Source organism: Bradyrhizobium sp. CCGUVB4N (genome assembly GCF_024199945.1).
Taxonomy (GTDB): domain Bacteria; phylum Pseudomonadota; class Alphaproteobacteria; order Rhizobiales; family Xanthobacteraceae; genus Bradyrhizobium.
The window spans coordinates 8,773,498-8,799,533 of record NZ_JANADP010000001.1 but is presented as its reverse complement, the minus strand read 5'-3'; the positions used below and the strand labels follow the sequence as shown (position 1 = coordinate 8,799,533).

Annotated in this window: 24 protein-coding genes; 13 read left to right on the top strand and 11 right to left on the bottom strand. The window is 64.0% G+C overall.

Going from position 1 to position 26,036, the window contains the following annotated elements; genetic code table 11:
• The first annotated feature begins 70 nt into the window (after positions 1-70).
• A complete protein-coding gene (locus NLM31_RS41020) occupies positions 71-733 on the top strand; it encodes a DUF3313 domain-containing protein (protein WP_254195898.1) in 663 nt (220 codons plus the stop codon).
• A 32-nt stretch (positions 734-765) separates the two neighbouring features.
• On the top strand, positions 766-1,335 hold the full coding sequence (locus NLM31_RS41015) for a DUF2147 domain-containing protein (RefSeq protein WP_254195897.1): 570 nt from the start codon (positions 766-768) through the stop codon (positions 1,333-1,335).
• Between the two features lie 18 nt (positions 1,336-1,353).
• On the opposite strand, the gene NLM31_RS41010 is transcribed toward NLM31_RS41015, so the two are convergent.
• On the bottom strand, positions 1,354-2,904 hold the full coding sequence (locus NLM31_RS41010; protein WP_254195896.1) for a winged helix-turn-helix domain-containing protein: 1,551 nt from the start codon (positions 2,902-2,904) through the stop codon (positions 1,354-1,356).
• A 133-nt stretch (positions 2,905-3,037) separates the two neighbouring features.
• Between NLM31_RS41010 and mddA the strand changes: the two genes are divergently transcribed.
• Both mddA and NLM31_RS41000 read left to right on the top strand, forming a co-directional pair.
• On the top strand, positions 3,038-3,826 hold the full coding sequence (gene mddA, locus NLM31_RS41005) for a methanethiol S-methyltransferase (protein ID WP_254195895.1): 789 nt from the start codon (positions 3,038-3,040) through the stop codon (positions 3,824-3,826).
• A gap of 106 nt (positions 3,827-3,932) precedes the next feature.
• On the top strand, positions 3,933-4,355 hold the full coding sequence (locus tag NLM31_RS41000) for a GFA family protein (protein WP_254195894.1): 423 nt from the start codon (positions 3,933-3,935) through the stop codon (positions 4,353-4,355).
• A gap of 175 nt (positions 4,356-4,530) precedes the next feature.
• On the opposite strand, the gene NLM31_RS40995 is transcribed toward NLM31_RS41000, so the two are convergent.
• Positions 4,531-6,090: a winged helix-turn-helix domain-containing protein gene (locus NLM31_RS40995; RefSeq protein WP_254134827.1), complete on the bottom strand. Its 1,560-nt coding sequence runs from the start codon at positions 6,088-6,090 to the stop codon at positions 4,531-4,533.
• Between the two features lie 223 nt (positions 6,091-6,313).
• Positions 6,314-6,721, bottom strand: a complete 408-nt coding sequence (locus NLM31_RS40990) for a BA14K family protein (protein ID WP_254134826.1) — start codon at positions 6,719-6,721, stop codon at positions 6,314-6,316.
• A gap of 393 nt (positions 6,722-7,114) precedes the next feature.
• On the opposite strand from NLM31_RS40990, the gene pcaB reads away from it, so the two are divergent.
• Both pcaB and NLM31_RS40980 read left to right on the top strand, forming a co-directional pair.
• Entirely contained in the window at positions 7,115-8,476 is a 1,362-nt protein-coding gene (pcaB, locus tag NLM31_RS40985; RefSeq protein ID WP_254195893.1) for a 3-carboxy-cis,cis-muconate cycloisomerase, read from the top strand.
• Between the two features lie 112 nt (positions 8,477-8,588).
• Positions 8,589-9,845: an aminopeptidase gene (locus NLM31_RS40980; RefSeq protein ID WP_254134824.1), complete on the top strand. Its 1,257-nt coding sequence runs from the start codon at positions 8,589-8,591 to the stop codon at positions 9,843-9,845.
• A 217-nt stretch (positions 9,846-10,062) separates the two neighbouring features.
• On the opposite strand, the gene NLM31_RS40975 is transcribed toward NLM31_RS40980, so the two are convergent.
• On the bottom strand, positions 10,063-10,617 hold the full coding sequence (locus tag NLM31_RS40975) for a hypothetical protein (RefSeq protein ID WP_254195892.1): 555 nt from the start codon (positions 10,615-10,617) through the stop codon (positions 10,063-10,065).
• Positions 10,618-10,854: 237 nt separating this feature from the next.
• Here NLM31_RS40975 and NLM31_RS40970 point away from each other — a divergent pair, with 237 nt between their 5' ends.
• A complete protein-coding gene (locus NLM31_RS40970; protein WP_254134822.1) occupies positions 10,855-11,310 on the top strand; it encodes a cupin domain-containing protein in 456 nt (151 codons plus the stop codon).
• Between the two features lie 82 nt (positions 11,311-11,392).
• Here the strand turns inward: NLM31_RS40970 and NLM31_RS40965 are convergent, their stop codons facing one another.
• The 5 genes from NLM31_RS40965 to NLM31_RS40945 all read right to left on the bottom strand — a co-directional run bounded on the left by NLM31_RS40965 (position 11,393) and on the right by NLM31_RS40945 (position 16,326).
• Positions 11,393-12,445 (bottom strand): amidohydrolase, encoded by a 1,053-nt coding sequence (locus NLM31_RS40965; protein WP_254195891.1) that lies wholly within the window; start codon positions 12,443-12,445, stop codon positions 11,393-11,395.
• Between the two features lie 111 nt (positions 12,446-12,556).
• On the bottom strand, positions 12,557-13,078 hold the full coding sequence (locus tag NLM31_RS40960) for a hypothetical protein (RefSeq protein ID WP_254195890.1): 522 nt from the start codon (positions 13,076-13,078) through the stop codon (positions 12,557-12,559).
• Between the two features lie 66 nt (positions 13,079-13,144).
• A complete protein-coding gene (locus NLM31_RS40955; protein ID WP_254195889.1) occupies positions 13,145-13,960 on the bottom strand; it encodes an MBL fold metallo-hydrolase in 816 nt (271 codons plus the stop codon).
• 93 nt (positions 13,961-14,053) lie between these two features.
• Positions 14,054-15,580 (bottom strand): permease, encoded by a 1,527-nt coding sequence (locus NLM31_RS40950; protein WP_254195888.1) that lies wholly within the window; start codon positions 15,578-15,580, stop codon positions 14,054-14,056.
• Positions 15,577-16,326, bottom strand: coding sequence for an ABC transporter ATP-binding protein (locus NLM31_RS40945; RefSeq protein WP_254196345.1), 750 nt, complete (start codon positions 16,324-16,326; stop codon positions 15,577-15,579). Before NLM31_RS40945 ends, NLM31_RS40950 begins: the two co-directional genes overlap by 4 nt.
• Positions 16,327-16,601: 275 nt before the next feature.
• Here NLM31_RS40945 and NLM31_RS40940 point away from each other — a divergent pair, with 275 nt between their 5' ends.
• From NLM31_RS40940 to NLM31_RS40915, 6 genes are all read left to right on the top strand, one after another.
• Positions 16,602-17,477 carry a branched-chain amino acid ABC transporter permease gene (locus NLM31_RS40940; protein WP_254195887.1) on the top strand — a complete coding sequence of 292 codons (876 nt, stop codon included), beginning with the start codon at positions 16,602-16,604 and terminating at the stop codon, positions 17,475-17,477.
• A gap of 4 nt (positions 17,478-17,481) precedes the next feature.
• Positions 17,482-18,633, top strand: a complete 1,152-nt coding sequence (locus NLM31_RS40935; protein WP_254195886.1) for a branched-chain amino acid ABC transporter permease — start codon at positions 17,482-17,484, stop codon at positions 18,631-18,633.
• Positions 18,630-19,388, top strand: a complete 759-nt coding sequence (locus NLM31_RS40930; protein WP_254134815.1) for an ABC transporter ATP-binding protein — start codon at positions 18,630-18,632, stop codon at positions 19,386-19,388. The genes NLM31_RS40935 and NLM31_RS40930 overlap by 4 nt, the downstream gene beginning before the upstream one ends.
• A 3-nt stretch (positions 19,389-19,391) precedes the next feature.
• Positions 19,392-20,180, top strand: a complete 789-nt coding sequence (locus NLM31_RS40925) for an ABC transporter ATP-binding protein (protein WP_254195885.1) — start codon at positions 19,392-19,394, stop codon at positions 20,178-20,180.
• Between the two features lie 50 nt (positions 20,181-20,230).
• Positions 20,231-22,069 carry a long-chain fatty acid--CoA ligase gene (locus tag NLM31_RS40920; RefSeq protein WP_254195884.1) on the top strand — a complete coding sequence of 613 codons (1,839 nt, stop codon included), beginning with the start codon at positions 20,231-20,233 and terminating at the stop codon, positions 22,067-22,069.
• Positions 22,070-22,147: 78 nt separating this feature from the next.
• Positions 22,148-23,347 carry an ABC transporter substrate-binding protein gene (locus NLM31_RS40915; RefSeq protein ID WP_254195883.1) on the top strand — a complete coding sequence of 400 codons (1,200 nt, stop codon included), beginning with the start codon at positions 22,148-22,150 and terminating at the stop codon, positions 23,345-23,347.
• Positions 23,348-23,522: 175 nt separating this feature from the next.
• On the opposite strand, the gene NLM31_RS40910 is transcribed toward NLM31_RS40915, so the two are convergent.
• Both NLM31_RS40910 and NLM31_RS40905 read right to left on the bottom strand, forming a co-directional pair.
• The gene (locus NLM31_RS40910; protein ID WP_254195882.1) at positions 23,523-24,647 is read right to left on the bottom strand and encodes a DUF1311 domain-containing protein; all 1,125 of its coding nucleotides are present in this window, start codon (positions 24,645-24,647) and stop codon (positions 23,523-23,525) included.
• A gap of 89 nt (positions 24,648-24,736) precedes the next feature.
• Complete coding sequence (locus tag NLM31_RS40905; RefSeq protein ID WP_254134810.1) at positions 24,737-25,468, bottom strand: transglutaminase-like cysteine peptidase; 732 nt, start codon at positions 25,466-25,468, stop codon at positions 24,737-24,739.
• Positions 25,469-26,036 lie beyond the last annotated feature (568 nt).

Here is a 26,036-nt window from a genome sequence, read left to right as displayed (position 1 = left end):
CAGCCGCGTCGGGTCCCGCACGCGGCTGCGGTCGCCTTTGCCGTTCGACAAGCTGCAAGAGGAGTCTGGAATGGATCGCTCGATCGCCCTGCGCGGTCTGGGAACGCTGATGCTTGGGGCGGCCGTGACAGGCTGCGCCTCGGTCGCGCCCGTGCCCTATGCGGAGATGGCGTCCTCGGCCTATATGGCGCCAGACAAGTCGGACGCATCCGGCCGTGTGCCTTACCGCTATTCCACGCCGGTCGACTGGCGTGCCTATAATAAAGTGATCCTCGAACCCGTCGTGGTCTATCGCGGCAAGGATCATCAGTTCGGCGACATGTCCGACCAGGACAAGGCGACGCTCGCCGCCTACATGCAGACCCGCTTCGCTGAGAGACTGCGTGGCCGCTTCGTGCTGGTGCGCGAGCGCGCCCCGAACACGCTGCGGATCCGGCTAACGCTGACCGGCGCCGTCGCCAACACGCCGGTGCTCGGCACGCTCTCCCGCTTCGATATGGCCGGTGCGGTCTACAACGGCGTGCAGGCGGCGCGCGACGGCGAGGGCATGATGACCGGATCGGTCATCTATGGCGTCGAAATCTTCGATGCGTCGACCTCACGCCTGATCAGCGCCTACGTCACCAAGCAATACCCGGGCGCCTACGACATCAAGGCCACGGCCGGCGCGCTCGCGGCCGCCAATGCCGGCGTCGACAAGGGCGCCGATGCGCTGATGGCGCAATTGAACTGACGCCGCAATCCTCCGAACGAAAGGTGCCGCTGATGAATTTTCTGATTCGCTTCGTGCTGCGCGTCGCCGTCACCATCGTGATGATGGTCCTCGGCGGTCGCGTCGGCGCCGTCCCGCCCAACGACCCCAGCGGCACCTGGCTCGTCGAGGATGGCCGCGCCCGCATCAGGCTCGAGCGCTGCGGCCCGTCGCGCGACCGCATCTGCGGCTTCATCGTCTGGATGAAGGAGCCGGCCGACAAGCGCGGCCAGCCGTATCGCGACAAGGAAAATCCCGACCCCGACAAGCGCGCTCGCGCGCTGCTCGGCCACCAGCTGATCATGGGCCTGCAGGCGACATCCGATGGCCGGTTCGCCGGCGACATCTACAATGCCGAGGACGGCAAGTTCTATTCGGTCTCGCTGTGGCGCGAATCCGCCGACCGCCTCAAGCTCAAGGGCTGCCTGATCAAGCTGTTGTGCCAGACCCAGACCTGGCAGCAGACCCTCGACGCCCAGCCCGGCCAGCTGATCGGCCTCACCGGTGATCTCAATGGTCCCCGTGCCGACAAGGAATGGGCGCAAGTGCTGCCACCGAAGCCGATACCGGCTAAGGCGAAGTAGGGGGCGACCTGCGCTGGATTACTGCAGTCCTGCGCGCCGAAATCCTTCCAGATAGTGCTCGCGGTCCGCGTCATTGGCCCACGGCAGCTGCGTTGCGATCCAGTCGAGCGAGATATTGGGTTGGGTGCGGCGAAGCTCGCCCAGCGCCATGTCCGCAAGCGCGCCGTCTCCGGTCATGCCGGCGGAGACGGCGAGCACGCGATAGGCGCCGGTGAGATCGCCGCGATGGCGGATCGCCTCGCGCGCCAGCGCGATGGCCTCGTCATACTGCCGCTCGGTGAAGCGCGCATAGCCGGCGATGCCGTAATAGATCGCCAGCGACGGATCGCGCGGCGATAGCCTGATCGCCTTTTGCGCCGCCTCGAACAAATCGCCGGGGCGTCCGGCATAGGATAGGGCCAGCGCGTAATAGCCCTGCGCCAGCGAGAAGTTCGGATTGAGCGCGAGCGCCTGCTCGAACTCGGACAACGCATCCGCAAGCCGGCTGGTCGAGAAACAGACGCTGCCGAGGGCGGCATGAGCCCAGGCATTCTCATGGTCGCAGCGCATCGCGGCAAGCGCGGCGTTCTCCGCGATCGGTGCCGTCGTGGCGAGCTCGGCCCAGCCCAGATGCACGCCGAACATGTGGCTTGCCGCGAGGACCGCCAGCGCCTGGCCGTAATCCGGATCGATCGCGATCGCGCGCTCGAGCAGCTTCTGCGCCGCGGCGTGGTCCTGCGGCGTGATCCGCCAGTAATGCGACAGCGCCTGCATCAGCAGGTCCCAGGCATCCAGGCTCGATGGCGGCTTGCGATGCGTGCGAAAATTCTCCGCGGCATGGATCTGCGGCTCGATCGCCGCGACGATTCGCTCGGTGATCTCGTCCTGCACGGCGAAGACGTCGACCAGCTCGCGGTCGTAGCGCTCGGCCCAGAGATGGCCGCCGGTGGTGGCGTCGTTGAGCTGCGCGGTGATCCGCACGCGGTTATCCACCTTGCGCACGCTGCCTTCGACGATGTAGCGGACGCCCAGCTCCTCGGCGATCTGCCTGAGGTGGACCGCGCGCCCCTTGTAGGTGAAGGACGAGTTGCGGGCGATCACGATGAACCAGCGCTGCTTCGACAGCGCGGTCAGGATGTCCTCGCTGATCCCGTCGCCGAAATACTCCTGGGAGGGATCGCCGCTCATGTTCTCGAAGGCGAGCACCGCGATGCCCGGACGGTCGGTCGCCACCCGCGGGGAACCCGGCGCGGCCTCGACCGGCGCTGGCTTTACTGCCGCTTCTTCCCGGACGTCGCCGACGAAACGAAAACCCTTGCGCGGAATCGTCTTGATCAGCCGCTGCGTCGCGCCGTCGTCGCCGAGTGCCTTGCGCGCGGCGTTGATCCGGCTGTTCAGCGCCGAATCCGAGACGATCCGGTCGCTCCAGATCTGGCTGATCAGATCGTCCTTGGTGACGACGCGGGTGCGTTCCGCGACGAGGTAAAGCAGCAGATCGAACACCTGCGGCTGCAGCGGCACGGTCGTCCCGGCGCAGGTCAGTTCGCGCAGGTCGCCATCGAGCACATTGTTTTCAAAGAGAAATCGCACGTTTCTGTCGTCTCAAGCAAAAATCAAAGTCGTCTCAGGCGAAAATCAACCGTCCGCGAAAGTCTTCCGCCGTCAGGTCCGGCATGGTGCAGAGACCAAACAGTGCCGATGCCTCGGCACAACGGAGCTTTCTATGACCCAACTCGATCATCAGGTGCATTCCATTAGCCCGGAGATTGCGGGCTCACGCTTTTTCAAGTTCATCGCCTTTCTTTACGGAATTGCGGCGTATCTCGTTTTTTTCGTTACGATTGTCTACGCGATCGGCTTTGTGATGGGGCTGGTGGTGCCGAAAACCATCGACACCGGGCCCGACACGCCGACGGTCGAAGCCGTGATCATCAATCTGTTGCTGATGACGCTGTTCGCCGTTCAACACAGCGTGATGGCGCGGCAGCGCTTCAAGGCATGGTGGACGCAATTCGTCCCCAAGCCGGTCGAGCGCTCGACCTACGTGCTGTTCGCGAGCCTGTCATTGCTTCTCCTGTTCTGGCAGTGGCGTCCGTTGCCGTCGGTCATATGGGACGTCACCAATCCGGATCTTGCCGTGACGCTGGTCACGCTGTCCTTCGCGGGCTGGGTGCTGGTGTTCACCTCGACCTTCATCATCAATCACTTCGAATTGTTCGGATTGAATCAGGTGACCAACCATCTCGTCGGCAAGGAGGCTGCGCCGCCGCGATTCAAGACGCCGTTGCTCTACAAATTCGTCCGTCATCCGATCTATCTCGGCTTCATCATCGCCTTCTGGGCGGCTCCTACCATGACCGCAGGCCATCTGCTGTTTGCGGCCGTGACCACGGCCTACATCTTCGTCGGCATCGCGCTGGAGGAGCACGATCTCATCGATCTCTTCGGCGACGAATACCGGCAGTACAAACAACGGGTGTCGATGCTTATTCCCTGGCGCCGGTCAGTCTAGCCGCCGCGCGCTTCGTCGCGCGTCCGCCAATCGGAGGACGCGCGACGGAACTTGATTTGCAACTCAAGGATTTCAATCCCAATTTCCATCTCAGGAGACGACCAAGATGAAACATGTCGGACACTGCTTCTGCGGCGCGGTCACGATCGAGGTCACGGGCGAACCGGCGGCGATGGGCTATTGCCATTGCCGCTCCTGCCGGTCGTGGTCGGGCGGACCGGTCAACGCTTTCAGCCTGTGGAAGCCGGAAGCCGTGCGCATCACCGAAGGCGCGCAGAACGTCGAGACCTTCGTCAAGACGCCGCTCAGCCAGCGCAAATATTGCGGGAAGTGCGGCGGTCATCTCATGACCAATCACCCGCCGCTCGATCTGATCGACGTCTTCACCGCCACGATCCCGACGCTCGGCTTCACGCCCGGCGTCCACGTGAATTATTCCGAGACGGTGCTGCCGATGCGCGACGGCCTGCCCAAGCTGAAGGATTTTCCCGCCGAGTTCGGCGGCAGCGGCGAGATGATGCAGGAGTAATGTGCTCTGCTCTTCCTTCTCCCCTTGCGGGAGAAGGTGGCGCGAAGCGCCGGATGAGGGGTTCTTTCCACTCGCGAGATCGCTCGTGAGGACAGAGACCCCTCACCCGGCTTCGATGCTCCGCATCGAATCCACCCTCTCCCACAAGGGGAGAGGGTGCACCGACACTGCGGCTCTACCTCATTCCCGCGCGCCGAAATCCTTCGAGATAATGCGCGCGGTCCTCTTCGCGCAGCATCGGCAGCTCCTGCGTGATCCAGGCAAGCGAGATGCCGGGCTGGGTGCGCCGCAATCCCTCCAGCGCGGCGGCGGCAAGTGCGGGGTCGCCGGACATGCCGGCGGCCGCCGTGAGCACGCGATGCGCACCGACGAAATCGGCGCGCTGTCGCATCGATTCGCGCGCCATATGCATGGCGTCCTCGTAATTGCGCCCGATGAACTGGGCGTAGCCGGCAACGCCGCAATAGATCGCCGCGAGCGGGTCGCGCGGGCTGAGCTGCAGCGCGCGGCGTGCAGCCGCATCGCCGTCCTGCCATCGTCCCGCGTAGCACAGCGTGACGCCGTAGAAGGCATGCGCCATCGCGAAATTCGGATTGAGCTTCAAGGCCAGCTCGAACTCCGCCAGCGCGTCGTCGAAACGGCGGCGGAACAGATAGGTATAGGCCAGGCCGTGATGGGCCCAGGCGTCGTCGCGATCGGCCTCCACCGCGGCAAGTGCCGCGCGCTCGGCCACCGGGACAGTCGCGGCCATATCGGCCCAGCCCATATGCGCACCAAAAATGTGGCTGGTGGCGAGCAGGCCCAGCGCCTTGCCATAGGCGGGGTCGATGGCGATCGCCTGCTCCAGCAGCGCCTGCGCCGATGCATTGTCCTCGCGCGTGATGTGCCAGTAATGCGACAGCGCGCGCATCACGAAGTCCCAGGCATCGAGACTGCCCGGCGGCTTCTGCTGGGCGCGAAAGTTCTCGGCGGCGTAGAGCTGCGGCTCGATCGCGGCGACGATGGCTTCGGTGATCTCGTCCTGCACGGCAAAGATGTCGGCAAGCTCGCGGTCGTAGCGCTCGGCCCAGAGATGGCCGCCGGTCGAGACATCGTTGAGCTGGGCCGAGATGCGCACGCGATCGCCGCTTCGCCGCACGCTGCCCTCGAGCACGTAGCGCACGCCGAGCTCGCGCGCGATCTCGTGGAGATGCACGGCGCGGCCCTTGTAGACGAACGAGGAGTTCCGGGCGACGACGAAGAACCAGCGCAGCTTCGACAAAGCGGTGATGATGTCTTCGCTGATGCCGTCGGAGAAATAGTCCTGCTCGCGGTCGCCACTCATATTGGTGAAGGGCAGCACGGCGATCGCGGGGCGGTCGGGCGGCGCAGGCGTCGCGTGCGACGTTGTGACGCTGCGGCGCGGTTCCATCGTCGCCGCCCCGGACTTGGTCTCGACATTGCCGACGAAACGAAAGCCTTTTCGCGCGATCGTGCGGATCAAGGTCTGGTTCGCGCCACTGTCGCCGATCGCCTTGCGCGCGGCATTGATCCGGCTGGTCAGGGTCGATTCGGAGACGCTGCGGCCGTGCCAGATCTTGTCGATCAGCTCGTCCTTGCTGACGACCCGGTCGCGGTTTTCCATGAGATGGACGACGAGGTCGAAAACCTGCGGTTCCACGGACACGGGAACCTGCTCGCGGCTCAGCTCGCGCAAGTCGGTATCGAGAAGGTGGTCCCGGAACAGAAACTGCACGTCGGAAACTCGGGCCTCACAATGACTTCAGGCAAATGATGAAATCAAAATGGATTTCGCCGTGAAGTCTGTAAGTCCGCCGTAAGGTCGGCCGGGTTCATTGCAGCCGCCGGATGGCTGCCATGTGAATTGCGCGGAGGAATGCAACTCGAATTAGAATGTTGCGGCTTTGGTCAGATTGTCGCGGCGTCCGGGCGATACCCGGATGCCGCCGCATTGATCGTCACGGGCAGGGATGGCGCCTGCCGTCGTTGCCCAGATACATGCCCGTATTCGGATTGTAGGATTTGTAGCGCTGCATGCAGTACTGCACGTCGCCCTCGGGCGGTGGTCCATAGCCGGCGGGCGGCGGCCCATAGCCCGGCCCGTAATAATAAGGTGATCCGTAATAGTAAGGTGCCGCGACTGCGCCGCCGATGATCGCGCCGGCCGCGAGCCCGCCGACGAACGCGCCGCCGCCCCAGCCCCAGCCGCGATGCCCGTACCAGCGCACGTGTTCGACCTGATCGGGCGCAGCCTGCGTCATCGCAAGCGGCTGTCCGATCGGCGCCGCCGACGCCGCGGTCGATGTCGCGGCCGACAGGCTCGCCAGCAGACAACCGCCAGCAACGAAGCGAAACGATTTCAACATTGTGCTCTCCTCGCCATGCGGCGGCTCTCGCGCCGCGCGAAATTGATAGTGCAAGTGGAGAGGCGCACTGAATTAAAGTTTGGACAGAAATTTATCACCGTCATCCCCGCGCAATGGCTACGCCATTGTCGCTGGAGGCGCCGAAGCGTAGCGGAGGCCTCGAAGGATAGACGGCCCGGCTGTATCGCGGCCGTGCATCCTTCGAGGCTCTGCGCACGCTGCTTCGCATCGCGCGCCTCGCACCTCAGGATGACGGAGCTGAGGTTCTGTAGCGCGACGGCGAAGCCATCGTTCGCGCATCGAATATGTGACGAACGATGAATGTCCATTGCCGAACACCACCGCCCGCGTAAGCTATATCCCACACGTCACAACAGCCGCAAAGAAACGCTCATGCCCGCTTTTCCCGCCTCGACCACCGTGCTCGACTCCATGCTGTTTCGCAATGCCTTCGGCACGCCTGCGATGCGCGAGGTGTTTTCCGATGTCGCGCTGGTGGCGCGCTATGCCGAGGTCGAAGTGGCGCTGGCGAAGGCGGAGGCGCGATGCGGTGTGATCCCGAAGGAAGCCGCTGACCAGATCGCGGCGCGGACCGATGTCACCGCGTTTGATTTCGATCTGTTGCGGCAGGAGACCGACATCGTCGGCTATCCGATCCTCCCTTTGGTGCACCAGATGGTGAAGCAGTGCGGCGAGGCCGGCCGCTACGTGCATTGGGGGGCGACCACGCAGGACATCATGGACACCGCCGTGGTCCTTCAGTTGCGTGCCGCATTCGAGATCGTCGAACGCGATATCGCCGAGCTGCGAAAAATTCTCGCCGGCCTCTCGCAGCGTCATCGCGACACGCCGATGGCGGGCCGCACCCATCTTCAGCAGGCGCTGCCGGTGACCTTCGGCTACAAGACGGCGATCTGGCTCGCGATGTTCGACCGCCACGCCGAGCGTCTCGAGCAATTGAAGCCGCGGGTTCTCGTCGGGCAGTTCGCCGGCGCCGCCGGCACGCTGGCCTCGCTGGGCGACAAGGGGTTTGAGGTGCAGGAGGCGCTCTGCGCCGAGCTGAAGCTCGGCATTCCCGTCTCGACCTGGCACGTCGCACGCGACGGTTTCGCGGAAGCCGTGAATTTTCTCGCGCTGGTCACCGGCTCGCTCGGCAAGATCGCGCTCGACATCATGATCATGGCTTCGACCGAATTCGCCGAGGTCTACGAGCCGTTCGTCAAGGGGCGCGGCGCCTCCTCGACTATGCCGCAGAAGCGCAACCCGATCTCCTCGGAGCTGATGCTCGCGGCAAGCAAGGCGGTGCGCCAGCAGGCGGGACTGATGCTCGATGCCATGGTGCAGGATTTCGAGCGCGCCACCGGTCCGTGGCACGCAGAATGGATGGCGATCCCCGAGAGCTTCGTGCTGACCGCCGGCGCGCTTCATCAGGCGAAGTTCGCGCTCGCCGGCCTCATCGTGGACGAGGCGAAGATGAACGACAACCTCGCCCTTAGTCGGGGTCTGATTGTGGCCGAAGCGGTCATGATGGGGCTGGCGCCGCAGATGGGGCGGCAGGATGCGCACGACGTGGTCTACGACGCCTGCCGGCTCGCCAACGAAAAGGGCATCGGCCTTGCCGATGCGCTGTCCGCCGATCCGCGCGTCGGGACCCAAATCGATCGCGCAACCATCGAGGCTCTGACTTCACCGAAAAATTACCTCGGCCTTGCGCCTGAAATGGTCGATCGGGTGCTGAAATCGGCAACGCGTTGAAAACCAAACTGCGTAAAACTCCGTATCTTTCAGGTCTCGCAAGGCGCTCGCACACTTGTGTCCCGTGATGCTAGACTTAGATTGAACGAGAGATTCCCGCAGAGGACCCCGCATGACCGATCAACGCAATTCCGCCACTTCCATCGATCCCGTGAAACTCGACCGGCTGGCCGAGGTCGCGGTGAAGGTGGGACTGGGCTTGCGGCCGGGGCAGGATCTGCTTCTGACGGCGCCGGCGATCGCGCTGCCGCTGGTGCGGCGCATCGCCGTTCACGCCTACAAGGCGGGCGCCGGCATCGTGACGCCGATCCTCTCCGACGAAGAGATGACGCTGGCGCGCTATCGCCATGGCCACGACAACAGCTTTGATCGCGCCGCCAACTGGCTCTACGAGGGCATGGCGACGGCGTTCTCGAACAACACCGCGCGTCTCGCCATCGTCGGCGACAATCCGATGCTGCTGTCGGGCGAAGATGCTTCCAAGGTCGCGCGCGCCAGCAAAGCCAATTCGATTGCCTATCAGCCGGCGCTGGAAAAGATCGTCAATTTCGACACCAACTGGAACATCATCGCTTATCCGAGTCCGTCCTGGGCCAAGCAGGTGTTTCCGGACGATCCCGAAGAGGTTGCGATCGGCAAGCTTGCGGACGCGATCTTCGCCGCGTCCCGCGTCGATCGCGAGGACGCCACGGCCAATTGGGCGAGCCACAATGCGGTGCTGCGCGAGCGCACCAACTGGCTCAACGGCCAGCGTTTCCGCGCGCTGCAATATTCGGGGCCCGGCACCGATCTCACTATCGGGCTTGCCGACGGTCATGAATGGGAAGGCGGCGCCTCGCTCGCCAAGAACGGCATCAGCTGCAACGCCAACATCCCGACCGAAGAGGTTTTCACCACGCCGCACTGCCGGCGGGTCTACGGCCATGTCGTGAGCTCGAAGCCGCTGTCCTACCAGGGCACGCTGATCGATAATATCGCGGTGCGCTTCGAGGACGGCAGGATCGTCGACGCCAAGGCCTCGCGCGGCGAGGAGGTGCTGAACAAGGTGCTCGACACCGACGAGGGCGCACGCCGGCTCGGCGAAGTGGCGCTGGTGCCGCATTCCTCCCCGATCTCGCAGAGCGGGTTGTTGTTCTTCAATACGCTGTTCGACGAGAATGCGGCGTCCCACATCGCGCTCGGCCAGTGCTACTCGAAGTGCTTCATCAACGGCGCGCAGCTCACGCCACAGCAGATCGCAGCCCAGGGCGGCAACCAGAGCCTGATCCATATCGACTGGATGATCGGCTCGGCCGAGACCGACATCGACGGCATTCTGGCCGACGGCAGCAAGGTGCCGGTGTTCCGCAAGGGCGAGTGGGCGAAGTAAGGCCGAATCGCGCCCCGGCGGCTCTTCACCTCTCCCGTAGGGAGAGGTCGGGTCGCATCGAAGATGCGATCCGGGTGAGGGCGTCTGGTCTCACTGGGTGCCGCGGCCCCTCACCCGGATAGCACTGGACGATGCTTCGCATCGCCAGGCGCAATCCGACCTCTCCCCGTCGGGGAGAGGTAAGCTCGCGGCGACGATCTTTCCTCAACTCACCAGATCACGCCGCCGCCTCGCGCAGCATCGGGTTGTTGTCGATGCTGAAGCGGTTGAACAGTGTCGTGAAGGGGCTGCCGTCGGTGGCCCGCACGATGGCGTCGGATGCCGCGACCGCTTCGTAAAGCGCGCCGACCGGATCGTCCGCGTCCGGCAGGTCGAGGCTTTCGCGGATTTCCTCTCTCGCCTCGTTGATGTCGTCCTCGTCGTCGAGCGTCGCCTCCAGCGCATCCGCGGCGCGCCGCATTTCCTGGAGATCACCGCCGGCGGAAAATTTCAGGATGTCGAGCCAATAGGGGCGGGCGACGACGAGCCGGATGAACGCCTCGAAACTCTCGGCGATGACGCCGGCGCGCCCCTCCGATGAGACGTAGAGCACATTCTGCGACGGCAGCAGCACGAAGGCGCCGCCTGAGCCGTCACTGCCGATCTGCCGGGGGCTTTCGACGCCGTCGATCGTGAACCAGGGCTCCTCGTCCGGCGCGAAGGAGACATCGAGGCTGCCGAGCCAGGCGACGACCTCGCCGTTGGCTGTCAGAACCTCTGGGGTCAGGGGCATCGATGGGGCTCCTTCTAGGTCGTTCCGCGCGACTTTGTCGCACCCCGGAAAAGATAGGTTCATGTGTGCGAATTTGCAGGGAAATCGCGACGTTAACTGCTTCGCATCTGCAACTTGCGGCTGATTGTCGGGGCCTGCGTAAGGAAGAATTAAAAACCGGCTACTAGCGTTCCCAGCATCTTTGGAAACAATCCGGGGTTAAGCCCGGTTAATCATATTGTACCCCTGGGGATGCAGATGTCGCGGGCATTGATTGAAATCGGTAGTTGCAACGTGGATCTGGAGCTGCGGCCGATCGAGCCGGCCTGGATCATCGAGGGCAACCCGGTCTCGCGCTCGCACATCCTGTCGACCAGCTCCGACGGCACCTCCTCGACCATCATCTGGTCCTGCACCGAGGGCCGCTTCAACTGGTACTATGATTTCGACGAGACGATCATGATCCTGGAAGGGTCGATCGTGCTCGAAAGCGACGGCATGCCGCCGAAGCGCTACGGCGTCGGCGATGTCATCTTCTTCCGCGATGGCGCGCACGCCAAATGGCACGTCGAGGGCCACGTCAAGAAGATCGCCTTCTGCCGCAAGACCAACCCGGCCGTCATCGGCTTCATGGTCCGCGTCGTCAACAAGCTGAAGCGGATGTTCCTCTCGCCCGGCGAGCGCCGTCCCGCAACCCTGATGGGTGCCGGCTAGTCTCTTTATCTCTTTAAAGGACGCTTCCCAGCGGCCACGACGGAAGAGGGGGCGGGACCAACATCCCGGCCCCTCTTTCGCGTCATGACGGCAGCTCGAGCCGGTAAAAGTCGGTTGCGGACTGCGAGAACAGCGCCGTCTTCTCGGCTTCGCTCATTGGTGCCGCGATGCGCTTGAAAGCGTTGAAGATCACCTGGTAGCTGCACTGGCCCTTGTCCGGCGGGAAATTGCTTTCGAACATCGCCCGCTTGGGCCCGAACGCTTCGATGCAGGTTTCGACATAGGGCTTCCATACCGAGGCCAGTTCTTCGGATGACGGCGGCTTGGCGCGCAGATGGAAGTCGTAGCCGAGCAGGCACATCGCGAGCCCGCCGAGCTTCACCACCACGTTCTCGCATTTCGCGATCTCCTGGATCGAGGTGCGCCACTGCGGAAACACTTCTTCGCGTCGCCCGGCAAAGCGGCCGACGCCGGCCGGTCCGCCGCAATGGTCGAGCACGATCTGGGTGTCGGGGAAGGCGCGCGCCAGCTCGGTCAGCTCGCCGATCTGCGGATGAAACAGCCAGGCATCGAAGCTGAGGTTCAGGGGTGCAAGGCAGGCAAAGCCCTTGCGGAAGCTCTGATCCTGCAACAGTCCCTTCGGCCGGTTCGCGTACATGCCGGCGACGACAGGGTCCTGGTCCCAGGCGGACGAATGCCGGATGCCGCGGAAGCGGCCGTTTCCGGCGGCGATCTCCGCCTCCAGCACCGGCTTCGCGGCATCGCCGAGCAGCAGGTTTGCGTGGCTGACAATGCCGGCGCAGATCGCGGCGTTGCCGTAACCGCCGCTCGCACTCATCGCGGCGACGCCGTTGGCGAACTCGACCTCGCCGACGGGCCGGAACGCCTCGGGTCCATGCGCACGATACATCGAGCGGCAGTCGACATAGACGGTGGCGATGACGTTGTGGCCGGAGGCGATGTCGGCAGCCATCTCCTCTATCAGATAGCGATGGCCGCGATTCCAGAGGTGATGATGCGGATCGACGATCGGCCGCGCGGGATCGATGATCTCTTCCTGATATTGCGCGAGCCAATCCTCGCGCGGTTCGACGAATAGCCCACTGGTGTTGGCGGGCAGACCGCTTGCAGCCATCGAAATTCGCTCCCTCTATCTTTTGTCGTGGGAGCCTAGCACCTGATCTTGCCACGCAGCAGCGCGGGTTGCGCAACTGCGCCCCTCGTCGCGAGCGCGGCAGCGGTTGAGTCAGCTCTTGCGCCGCGTCGCCCTCACATCCACCACCAGCCGCCAATCGGCGGTCGTGGCGGGTTTGACTTCGCCGAGCCAGTGAAAGGAATCATCCGTGATTTCAACGAAACTCCAGCGCGTGAGGTCACCGGCTTCGGTCGTGCCTTCCTGCACGATGTCTTCGCCGCGCGGGCGGCCGATCTGCTGACGGAACACCGAGCGGCCAGGATCGAACCAGGAAATCCGCCATGCGGAAATGGAGGGATCGTAAACGCGAAGCGTCGTGCCGTACCAATTGCCGGCGATCGGGAAGGCCATGGCATCCGCGGGACGCGGAATGATCCAGACGTCCTGGACGGCGCGGCCCTCCAGCACCCAGCCGAAATGGATTTCGCCGGGCGCGGTGTGTTTGGTCCCATCAGCGCCGTGGGCTGTGATCCCGGCATCCCAGTCGCCGACGAAGCGGCCGTAGAGCTCAAGCGCCGCCGCGTGCTCGGGGTTGGGTCCGTCCGCGTGCAACAATCTCGCAAAGTCGGTCATGTCGATCTCCTGTTGCCAAGGAGATCAGCACGACCGGTCGGCGGTCGACTTGGAGAAAATTGCGCGTCAGACCCCGTCGAGGATGATCACCGTTGGCGTCGTCGGCAGCGTGTCCCGCGAGATTCGCAAGGTGCGTTCTGTGCGGCGGTCGATCTCGAACTGCTGGCCGATGCGCTGCATGAATTCGTCGAGCGGGGTGGCGAAGCGGTGCATCGGCAGCACCACCGAGGCGCGTAGCCGCTTGGTGATCTCCGAGACACCGTCGAGCGACATGGTGTAGGTGCCGTCGATCGGCACCATCACGATGTCGAGCCGTCCGATCTGGGCGAAATGACTGTCGTCGAGCTTGTGGTGGAGATGGCCGAGATGCCCGATGCAGAGGCCCGCGACCTCGAAGATGAAGATCGAGTTGCCGTCGCGGATCATGTCCGTGCCGGAATCGTCACCAAAGTAGCGGCGGATATCGGTCGTGACGTTGCGGATGAAGGTGTCGCCGATGCGTTCCGACACGATAGCGGGCTTGCCGTCCTCGCCCCAGCCATGCAGCACATGGGGAATGCGCTTGTCGGGATTGAGTGAATAGTGCGTGCTGTGCGCCCGGTTCATGGTGACGACATCGGGCAGCCGGCCGACCTGGTAGGCGCCGCTGTAATCGGTCGCGATGCGCACGCCGCCCGGGGTGTCGATGAAATAGGTGGAGTGACCGGCATAGGTGATCTCGACCTCGGCCGCGGCGGCCGCCTGCCGGAAGGCGACCGGCATGATGCGGGGCGCAGCGTTCGCCATCGCCAGGCACTCGCTGCGTTGAGGTGGCTGCTGGGCGAGGGCAGGTGAGAGATACGCGCCGAACAGCGCAAACGCCGCTGAAGCTAGTCGCCACATATCCAGTCCCCGGTGACTTCCAGGGGAAAGTCTAGCGTGCAATGCAGCGCGTGGCCAACAGGACGCGATCAACAGCGCGTCAGTGTCGCACTCTTACTCCCGCCTTGGGCTGAACTTCCAGGTCACCGCAACCAGGCCCGCGGTGATCAGGCCGCTGACGATGCCGGCGGTCGGGAGCGTGAGCAGCAGCGCGGCGGTGGCGGCCCAGCCGATCGAGGAGAAGGCTTCGGCGAAGGTGGCGAGCCGCGACGAGGTCTGGCGGCGGCGGAATTGGCTGCGCCGGGCCTGGACGCGGAACCAAAGCTGGATCGCGGTGGCGGAGGCCGCGCTGATCAGGATCGTCGCTGCCGTGACGGCAGCCTGGAACGGCGAGGCGAAAACGAGCGCGACCACCAGCGGGCCGAAGATGACGGTGATCGCAATCAGCACCACCTCGATCTTGGCGCGGATGACGCTCGCAGGCGTCAGCGGCGCGGTCGCGACCAGATCGGGCGCGTCCTCGCCGGAGATCGTCAGCCAGGCGAGCCCGCCTGCGAGTTGACCCGCGGCCATCACGATGACGGGCGAGATCAGCGTCAGCGCTGCAGAGCTGTCGCCAAAGCTGCGCCACAGCAACAGCGCCGGCGGCACCAGATAGAGCAGCTGCATCAGGGTCTGCGAGATCAGCCAGGGATCGCGACAGAGCAGCACGAATTCCTTGCGCCGCAGCGCCTGCTGCCGCGATCCGCCGCGGAACGGACGGTCCTTCGCGCGCTTGCGGTTCGATGTGCCGTAGGCCGCGGCATCGATCGCGGTATCGGCGAAGCGGCCCGAGAAGATCGCCATGACGCATCCGAGCAGCACCAGCCCGAGCGCGAGGAGCAACAGCAGCGCCTCGCTGTCGCCCATGGTCGCCCGCGCCGGCCACCACCAGATGCTGTCGACGTCGGGCGCATGGGCGGCGAGGGTGCCCGACGTCAGGATGGTGAAGCGCGACAGCGTGCCGTAGGAGATGATCGCCGCGACCTGGAGCGCGATGACGAAGCCCGCGCCGATGATCGCAGCCAGGATCTGGGCCACGAAGCGCGTGCGCGCCGGGCCGATCAGGCGAAACAGCAGGATGGTGACGGCAATCGCGATCGCCGCGGCCGACAGGCCCATCGCGATGACGACGCCGAAGGCGGCGAGCCACCGCGCGCCACCACCGATCACCAGCACGTCGATGAAGGGTGTCGAGAACAACAGCGCCATCACCGTGACGGTGAGCGCGATCGCGGCGATACGCACCGAGAACAGATTGGCCAGTGTCGCCGGTGACGACATGATGAGGTCGAGATCGGCGCGGGCGTAAAATACCCGCGTCACGGATTCGATCGCCTGCGACAGCATCAAGGTCCAGGCGAGAAAGATCGTCGCCGAGATCACGATCAGCGAGGATTTGTCGAGCGGCAGTTGCAGATTGGCGAAGCGGCCGATCACGGCCCAGGCCGGCACATGCAGCAGCGCGGCGAAGAACAGCAGGCCGACCACGGCGGCGCGGGCGCGCCGGCGCCGGCCGCCCGTCATCATGGCGAACCATTCGCGCCAGGCGAGCCGAAGCTCGTGGCGGGCAAACCACGACAGGGCGGTCGCGGAGCTCATGCAGCTTCCTGGAGCGTCACCAACGCGATGAAGAGGTCTTCCAGGCTGGTGTCGCCATGGCCGTTCTGCTGGCGCAACTCTGTCAGCGTGCCCTCGGCGACCAGGCGGCCCGCGGCGATCACACCGATGCGGTCGGCCATGCGCTCGGCCACCTCGAGAATATGCGTGGTCATGATGATGGTGCAGCCGGCCTGGACGCGCTCGCTCAACAGGCCCTTCACATGGCGGGCGGAGACGGCGTCGAGGCCCGTCAGCGGCTCGTCGAGGATGATGAGACGGGGATCGTGCACCAGCGCGCCGGCAAGCGCCACCTTCTGGCGCATGCCCTTGGAGAAACCTTCGCAGCGTTCGTGCCGGTGCGGCTCGAGCCCGAGCGAGCTCAGGAGTTCCTCGGCGACCGGCTTTGAGGTGGACGGTGCGATGCCCCAGAGGCCGGCGACGAATTCGAGATATTCGAGCGGCGTGAGCTTGTCATAGATCATGGGCTCGTCGGAGACCCACGCCATCACCTGCTTGGCCGCGACCGGATTCTTGAGCGCATCGATGCCGAAGATCGACACGCCGCCGTCGTCGGGCCGCAGCAGGCCTGCAACCATGCGCAAAGTGGTGGTCTTGCCGGCCCCGTTGGGGCCGACCAGCGCATAGAATTCGCCGGCATGGATGGTGAGATCGAGGCTGTCGACCGCCAAACGGTCAAAACGCTTCGTTAACCCTCGGACTTCCAGTGCCGAGCTGTCCGGCTTCATGACGGCCACACCATCCGGTTTTGCATCGGTCGCGACCATGACCCGAAGATGTTTCGGCACGGTGAATCGCGCTGCCGCAAATTCCGGCATCCATCTTGGACTAAAGGCAAGGCCCCCTAGCAAGTCACCGTTTGTTGACAGGGCAGGGGCGTTCAGGCTGAATTGGTGACGGGACAAATGGCGGCTCACGCGGCGAAACGACTGCGTAGCGGCTGGACACAAGATGCGGCAAGGCGGTCGTCAAGAACCGCTGGTTGCATCGGGAGGACGCGGCGATGCTGGATTTCGTTCAGCAGCTGGTCAGCGGTGTTGCGCTCGGCTGTGTCTACGGCCTGATCGCACTTGGCTTCGTGCTCGTCTACAAGGCCACCGAAGTCGTTAATTTCGCCCAGGGCGACCTGATGATGCTGGGCGGCTTCTTCGCCTTCACCTTCATCGGCATGATGGGCCTGAACTACTGGATCGGCTTTGCCGGCGCGGTGGCCGCGATGGCGTTGTTCGGCATGCTGGCGGAGCGGATCGTGGTGCGGCCGATCCTCGGCTATCCGCAATTCTCCATCATCATGGCCACCATTGGGCTGGGCTATTTCCTGCGCTCGGTCGCCGGCATGATCTGGGGCACCGACGATTTCAAGATCGAGACGCCGTTCAGCCAGGGCGTGCTGCGCATCGGCTCGCTGGTGCTCGCGCATGACAAGCTCTCGGTGATCGCTGCGACGGTCATCCTCTGCACGCTGCTCTGGCTGTTCTTCAACAAGACCACGCTCGGCACCGCGATGCGCGCCAGCTCCGAGAACATGCTTGCGGCCTATTACATGGGCATCCCGGTCAAGCGCGTGGTGTCGATCGTCTGGGCCATCAGCGCGGCGGTCGCAACCTGCGCCGGCGTGCTGCTGGCGCCGATCACCTTCATCCACTCCAATGTCGGCCTCGTGCTCGGCCTCAAGGCGTTTCCGGCCGCGGTGCTCGGCGGCTTCGGCTCGATCCCCGGCGCGGTCGTCGGTGGCGTGCTGATCGGCGTGATCGAGAGCATGGCCGGATTCTATCTGGCCGAGGGTTGGAAAGATGTCGCGCCATACCTCGTGCTGCTGGCCGTGCTGCTGCTGAAGCCCGAAGGCCTGTTCGGCCTGCACGCCCGCAAGAAGGTCTGAGCGCATGCGCTTCCTGTTCAAGACCGACTATGAGGACGACATCAGGCTCTTCCCGCATTCCGGCTATGTGGTCTCATACGGCCTGCTGCTCGCGGTGCTGCTGATCGCGCCCTACGTTCTCTCCAGCTATCTGATGAGCCAGCTCGTCTTCGTCTGCATCTATGCGACCGTCGGCGTGGCACTGATGATTTTGACCGGCTTTACCGGGCAGGCCTCGCTCGGGCATGCCGCGTTCCTCGCGATCGGCGCCTACACGGCCGCCTACTTGCAGAAATACAACGTGCCGTTCCCGGTCTACTTCCTCGCCGCCGGCGTCCTGACCGGCTGCATCGGCGCACTGGTCGGCTTCCCCGCGCTGCGGCTGCAGGGCATCTATCTCGTCATCGCCACCATCTCCTTCGCCTTCATCGTCGAGGAGATTCTGGCGCGCTGGGAAAGCGTGACCAACGGCAACGAGGGCCTGCGGATCAAGGCGGTGTCGCTGCTCGGCGTGACGGTCTCGCGCGACAGTCCGACCTTCTATTTCCTCTGCCTTGCGGTGCTGGTGCTGACCATCGTCGGCACGCTCAATCTGCTGCGCTCCCCGACGGGCCGCGCCTTCGTCGCGATCCGTGACAGTGAGACGGCGGCGCGCAGCATGGGCGTCAATGTCGCGCTCTACAAGGTGAAGTCGTTTGCGATCTCGGCGGCGATCACCGGCTTTGCCGGCGTGCTGTTCGCGCACAAGCTCTCCTTCATCTCGCCGGAGATGTTCACGCTGCAGCTCTCGATCGAGTTCATCATCGTGATCCTGATCGGCGGTACCTTCAGCCTGCACGGCGCGGTGCTGGGCGCGATCTTCATCGTGATGATCGATCCGTTCCTGACTTATCTGAAGGACGACATGCCCGGCGTGATCGCCGGCATTGCCGCGACCTTTGGGGCGAGTACGGCGACAGCGGGCAACATCCAGTCCAAGGTCGCGGCCTTTGCCTCGCTCAACGGGCTGAAGGGCGCGATCTACGGCATCATCATCATGCTGTTCGTGCTGTTCGAGCCGCTCGGCATCTACGGCCGCTGGCTGAAGATCAAGCTCTTCTTCCAGCTATTCCCGCTCTACAAGCGCGCGACCTTCAAGCGGCAGAAGATCTACGTGAAGTCGGAGCGGAACCGATGAGCTATTTCCGCGCCGAAAACCTGTCGCTGCATTTCGGGGGCCTCAGGGCCGTCGATGCGGTGTCGTTCGCGGTCGAGAAGGGCGAGATCCTCTCGATCATCGGGCCGAACGGCGCCGGCAAGAGCTCGATCTTCAATCTGATCTCGCGGATCTACCGGCCGACCTCGGGCCGCATCTTCTTCGAGGATCAGGACATCACCGAAGAACCGCCTTACGATATCGCAAAGCTCGGCATCGCCCGCACCTTCCAGAACATCGAGCTGTTCGAGAACGCGACGGTGCTGTCCAACCTGCTGGTCGGCCGCCACCGCCATTCGACCACGCAGCTCTGGCAGGAATTGCTGTTCCTGCCGAGCGTGCGCGCCAACGAGAAGGTGCATCGCCGCCGGGTCGAACAGGTGATCGAGTTCCTCGACCTCGAGCCCTACCGGGACAAGCTGATCTCGGGCCTGCCCTACGGCGTACGCAAGGTGATCGAGCTGGCGCGCGCGCTGTGCTCGGAACCAAAACTGATCCTGCTCGACGAGCCGTCCTCGGGCCTCAACGTCGAGGAGACCGACGACATGTCGTTCTGGATCCGCGACATGAAGAGCGAGCTCGGCGTCACCGTGCTGATGGTCGAGCACGACATGTCGCTGGTCAGCCGCGTCTCGGACCGCGTCATCGCGCTGAACTACGGCCGTGTGCTGGCGATGGGCTCGCCGGCCGAGGTGCAGCAGCATCCCGACGTCGTCGCTGCGTATCTGGGAGCGTGATGCATGGATGCGACCCCGGCGCCCGACATCATCCTGAGGCTCTCCAACATCGAGAGCTATTACGGGCCGATCATGGCGATCCGCGGCATCTCGCTGGAGGTGCCGCGCGGCCGCATCGTCACGCTGCTGGGGGCCAACGGTGCCGGCAAGACCACGGTGCTGAAGACCATCTCGGGCATTCTCGATCCGCAAAAGGGTTCGATCGAGTTCATGGGCAAGCCGATCCAGCGCATGGAGGCCGACCGCATCGTGCGGCTCGGCCTCAGCCATGTGCCCGAGGGGCGCGAGGTATTCCCGTTCCTCTCGGTGCGCGAGAATTTGATGATGGGCGCCTATCCGCGCCACGATCGAGACGGCGTGGCGGAAGACCTGGAGCGGGTCTACGGCTATTTCCCGCGGTTGAAGGAGCGTATCAACCAGCCGGCCGGCCAGCTCTCCGGCGGCGAGCAGCAGATGCTCGCGATCGGGCGCGCGCTGATGAACCGGCCGACGCTGCTCTTGCTCGACGAGCCCTCGCTCGGCCTGTCGCCGATCCTGGTGAAGGAGATTTTCACTATCATCCGCCGCGTCAACGAGGAGCAGGGCATGTCGATCCTGCTGGTCGAGCAGAATGCGCGCGTGGCGCTGGAGACCGCGCATTACGGTTACGTGCTGGAGATCGGCCGCGTCGTGATGAACGACAGCTGCGACCGCTTGATGCATTCCCAGGACATCCAGGAATTCTACCTTGGCGCCAAGGAGCAGGGCGCACGCGGCGAGCGGCGTTGGAAAAAGAAGAAGACTTGGAGATGAAGAACTTGGAGATGAAGAAACTGCGTTAGGACGGCAACGAGGAGACGCGCATGGCCCGACCGGCGGTGCTGACGGTCGCCGATACGATCGCGAGGAGCTTTTTGCGCGCAGCAGAGGTGCGCGGCGACAGGCCTGCGATCCGCGAGAAGAAGTTCGGCATCTGGCAGCCGACGAGCTGGCGCGAATGGCTGCAGATCTCGAAAGAAATCGCCTACGGCCTTCGCGCCATCGGCTTCATGCCCGGCGACGTCGCTTCCATCATCGCCAACGCGGTCCCGGAGTGGATCTACGCCGACATGGGCATCCTCTGCGCCGGCGGCGTCTCGTCCGGCATCTATCCAACCGATGCCTCGGCGCAGGTCGAATATCTCATCAATGATTCCGCAACGCGGGTGATCTTCGCCGAGGACGAGGAGCAGCTCGACAAGATCCTGGCCTGCCGGGCGTGCTGTCCCAACCTGCAACGGATCATCGTGTTCGACATGGAGGGCCTCAGCGGCTTCTCCGACGACATGGTGATGTCGCTCGACGAGTTTCGCGCGCTCGGGCGCAATACCATGGTCGGCCGCGACGCGCTGTGGCAGGAGATGATCAACAGCCGCAGTGCCGGCGATCTCGCCGTTCTCGTCTACACCTCCGGCACGACCGGCCCGCCCAAGGGCGCCATGCATGCTAACCGCAGCGTCACGCATCAAATGCGTCACGCCAACGATTTCATCTCGGCACGAGAGGACGAGGACCGGCTGATCTTCCTGCCACTCTGCCACGTCGCCGAGCGAGTCGCCGGCTACTACATCTCGGTCGCGCTTGGCTCGGTGATGAATTTCGCCGAGAGCCCGGAGACGGTGCCGGATAATCTGCGCGAGGTGCAGCCGACCGTCTTCTTCGCGGTGCCGCGCATCTGGGAGAAATTCTATTCCGCCATCACTATCGCGCTGAAGGATGCGACGCCGCTCCAGCAATGGGTCTATCGCCGCGCCATTGACGTCGGTCTGCGCATGACGAATTGCCGGATCGAGGGCAAGACGCCGCCGCTGTCGCTGCGCGTCGCCAACCAGTTCGCCTACTGGCTCGCCTTCCGCAACATCCGCCGCATGATCGGGCTCGATCGCTGTCGCATCGCCTTCACGGGTGCTGCGCCAATCGCGCCGGATCTGATCCGCTGGTATCTCGCGCTCGGCATCGACATCCACGAGGTCTACGGCCAGACCGAGAATTGCGGGGTCGCGACCATGATGCCGGGGGCGCGCATCAAGCTCGGCTCGGTCGGCACGGCGGTGCCCTGGGGCGAGGTCGCGCTGTCGCCCGACGGCGAGATCCTGATCAAAGGCGACTTCCTGTTCATGGGCTATCTGAACCAGCCTGCGAAGACGGCGGAGACCATCGATATCAGCGGCTGGCTGCACACCGGCGACGTCGGCACCATCGACAATGAGGGGTTCGTCCGCATCACCGACCGGATGAAGGACATCATCATCACCTCCGGTGGCAAGAACATCACGCCGTCGGAAATCGAAAATCAGCTCAAGTTCTCGCCCTACATTTCGGATGCGGTCGTGATCGGCGACAAGCGCCCCTATCTCACCTGCCTCGTGATGATCGACCAGGAGAATGTCGAGAAGTTCGCCCAGGACCACGACATCCCCTTCACCAATTATGCCAGCCTGTGCCGGGCCGGCGAGATCCAGGACCTGATCTGGCGCGAGATCGAAGGCGTCAATGCGAACTTCGCCCGCGTCGAGACCATCAAGAAATTCTACCTGATCGAACGCCAGCTCACCCCGGAGGACGAGGAGCTGACGCCGACCATGAAGCTGAAGCGCAATTTCGTGAACAAGCGCTATGCCGCCGAGATCGATGCGATGTATCGCGCGCGCGCGGTGGCTTAGCAGATGCGCACATCAAGCAGCGGAGCGGCGATGGCCCTCGCCCTTCGCGTCATACGGGCCCAAGGAGAGGAGACGTCAATGTCGAGATCGTTGAAAGCGTTCGGCCTTGCGGTGGGTGCGGTGGCGCTCACCTGTCTGCCGGCCGCAGCGCAAACCAAGGTCACCAATGAAGGCATCTCGGCCAGCGAGATCGTCATCGGCACCCATCAGGATCTGTCCGGCCCGATCAAGACGTGGGGCGTGCCGGTTTCCAACGGCATGAAGATGGCGGTCGAGGAGGTTAACGCGGCCGGCGGTGTCCAGGGGCGCAAGATCCGGATGATCCTCGAGGACAACGGCTACGACCCGAAGAAGGGCGTGCTGGCCTCGCAGAAGATGGTCGAGCGCGACAAGATTTTTGCGATGATCGGCTCGATGGGCTCGGCACCGACACTGGCCGCGCAGGACATCCTGTTCGACGCCGGCGTGTTCCAGCTGTTTCCGCTGACGGCGGCCGAATTCACCTTCAAGTTCGATCCGGCCAAGCCGCAGGAGCGGCTCAAGTTCAATAACCTCTTGCCCTACGTCGAGAGCACCCGCGCAGCGCTGAAATACATGATGGAGTGGAAGAGCTTCCAGAAGCCCTGCCTCATGCATCAGGACGACGAGTACGGAAAGAACGTGCTCGACGGCTTCAATCAGCAGCTCACGGCCATGAAGGTGCAGCCCGCCTCGATCACGAGCTACAAGCGCGGCGCGTCGGATTTCAGCGCGCAAGTCGCCAAGATGAAGTCGGATGGCTGCGATCTCGTCGTGCTCGGCACCATCCTTCGCGAGACCATCGGCGCGATGACCGAGGCGAAGAAGCTCGGCTGGGATGTCACCTTCCTCGGCGCCTCGCCAACCAACGTCCCCGAAGTGCCGGCGCTCGGCAAGGACGCCGTCGAAGGGCTCTACGCGGCAAGCCTGTTCGAGATTCCCTATGAGGACACCGCCAAGGGAAAAGTGAAGGACTGGATGGTCAGCTACAGGAAGATGTTCGGCACCGAGGCCAATCCGCAGGCGATCATCGGCTACAACGCGGTGATGACGTTCGCCTTCTACGCCGACAGGGCGGGCAAGGATCTCACCGGGCAGAAGATGCTCGATTCACTGGAGTCGGGTGAGAAGTTCCTCGACATCTTCAACTCGCCGCCGACCAAGTTCTCCAAGACCGACCACCTCGCCAACACCATCACCCAGGTGCAGCAGGTCAAGGGCGGCCGCTGGGTGCTCGTGAAGGACAATCTGATGTTTTGATGTTTCGCCGCGAGGACGGTGCACCCTCTCCCCTTGCGGGAGAGGGTGGATCGACGCGAAGCGGCGAGCCGGGTGAGGGGTATCTATCCTCACGAGCAGACTTGCGCGTGGTGAGAACCCCTCATCCGGCGCTTCGCGCCACCTTCTCCCGCAAGGGGAGAAGGAAGAAGACAGCCTACGACCCCCCGCCCGCGTTGCCGGAGCTCACCGGCGCCAGCTCGTCCTCGCGGCAACGCCAGCCGTCGGCGGCTTTCACGAAGGCGAAGGTCCGCTGGATTCGCAGGCGGCGCGTGACGTTGAAGGCTGCTGCGGAGCGCTCCTTGTTGTTGGCGCCCGGTTGCGGGCGGCCGGTCGCTGCGTCCCAGCAGGTGCCGGTGCAGGTCGATGCGACCGTGCTGCAGGTAGTGAACGGCGCCAGCACGACCATCTCGATCTCGCCGGTGACCTGCGCCTCCTGATCCGTCACCTGGCTGTCGAGCGCGTAGACGCGGTTGATGCGGAGGAAATTGCCGCACGAATTGGCGGCGTGGATGCGCGCGGCGCAGAAATCGACGGCGTCGGTGTCGGGCTCCCTGGCCGCGACTTGCCGGCCGAACACCTTCTTCGGATCACCCTTGGCGGCGGCGATCTCGTCGGTCTTGCGTTTCAGAAAATCGGCGAGGCAGTCTTCTGCGGAGCCAAGCTCCTGCGGCGGCACGTTCTCCTTGCCGACCAGATTGCACTTGCGATCGCGCTCGCGCGTCCAGCGACCGTATTCGGCGAAGGCAAAGCGTGCCGCGGTCGGGTCCAGTCTGCCGATCAGGCCGAGCACCTGGCTGTTGAGCTCGGTCTCGGTGAGCGCCAGCGAGGGGTCTGCGCAGATCAGCGCGCCGGCCGCGGTGTTGGCCGCGAGGCAATCGTAATCCGGATCGCGCACGATCGCGGCGCGATCCTCGGTCACCTTGAGGAGGCAGGCCTTCACCCGGTCGAAATCTTCGATGCGGATCGCGGTCTGGCCGACGATGCCGCAGCCGAGATTGCGTTGGCGGATCCAGATCGCGTTCTCTTCGATGGCGGGCAGGCGATCGGGCAGGCGGGCGAGCCGTGCCTCGATGGCGGTAGAGAGCTTCTCGGCGGCGGCAGACAGTTCGGGATCGCCGCAGAACAATTGATTGCCGGGATCGCGGATCTGCTGGCAGTTATTCCCCGTGTACAGCGGCAGCCTGTCGGCAACGGAGTGGTCGGATCTGCCGGATTGCGCGAAGCCTGATGCTGCCGGCCAGGCCAGCAGCGCAAGCACAGTCAGCACGATCAACCGCATTCCAATTGTCCCCAGCATGGCCATCGCCATGCTAGCGTCCCGGATCGTGCGGCGAAACGGATTTGTGGCGGGCTACGCGATCACGACGGTCAATTCGCCTCGGGGGCGACCGCGGCGAACCGCACGGGTTCGCCGGCATATCTCAGCACGGCGGATTGGTAGAGCACGTAGAGCGGCTGGTAGTTGCGTGCGTCGTCATCCTCGACCATCGTCATGCGGCGGTTGTCGAGCATCAGCCAGTGGCCGTCGAGCTTTGCCGAGGCGACCGCATGGCCTTCGCCGCTGCGGGTGTCGCGCACCACGACGAGGCGGAGGTCCTCCGCGGCGACGCCGGCAAGCCGCAGCGCGGCCAGCTTGGCGATGGCGTAATCCTCGCAATCACCGGCGCCGCGTTCGAAGGTCTCGAGCGGCGAACTCCAGATGTCCTCGGCTCCGTCGTTTTCGGCGCGAATGGCGAGGTTGATCGCGCGGTTGGTCTCACCGAACAACGCGCGGCCGTCGCGGGTGCGGGCCTGGTCGACGATGGCGAGCAGCTTCAGCGCCGCGGGCGAGGCGCAATTGTCGCGGTCGCCGTCGCACAGCGCGAGCTGCACCATGTCGTCGTCGAGCCTCTCTTTCAGCGCGAGCCATTTCGTCCGCAGGCCGCCGGTGGAAATGGCGAAGGCGAACACGCCGAAAGGCTCGGCCGATTTGCGCACGAGCATGCCGGCGCCCGGCGACAGCAATGTGCCGGCACGAAGGTCGGCGGCCGAGCCGAGCAGGATCAATCCGCACAGGACAAGGATAGCGCGCCAGGCGCGCGAGCGAGCAGCGGTCTCCATCTGACATCCCCTTATCCGGCTTCGTCAGGTCCCCCTCGACCTCGACGTGCCGGGCTTGTTGCTTTCGCGGAGATAGTGCGAGGCGGGCCGTTTTGTTCTGCTTAACGCGCTTGGGCAGGGCGCCGAAACCGTGGGGCAGGCTGAATCGGGCCTGCCGCAATTGCGTAAAATTTTACGATTCGCCGGGTATGTGTTGCCGCGATGCCGCGAGAACGAACAAATCGCAGGGAGAAATTGTGGGCGGGCCGATTCGTCGCTTATGGCTAATGACCGGCTAGTTCACGAGTTCTGTTAGTTGGGTCACAGATTTAACTCCGTATTTGCCGCAGGATGTTCCGGGGGACTACGAAGAAAAGATGACATAAGTATCCGCCGTCAAATCCCTGCGGCTGATTACTTTAAACGACTTGAAATGTGCGCAATAAGCCGGATTCGACTTCAAAATATTCGAAAAAATACCTCAACTCATCTATGGATGTCGCCGTAGGCATAGTCGTGGACAGCCAAGTGATGCGGAATCACACAAGCAATAGATGGTTTCGCTAAGGACTTGGTAATGCTATGCAAG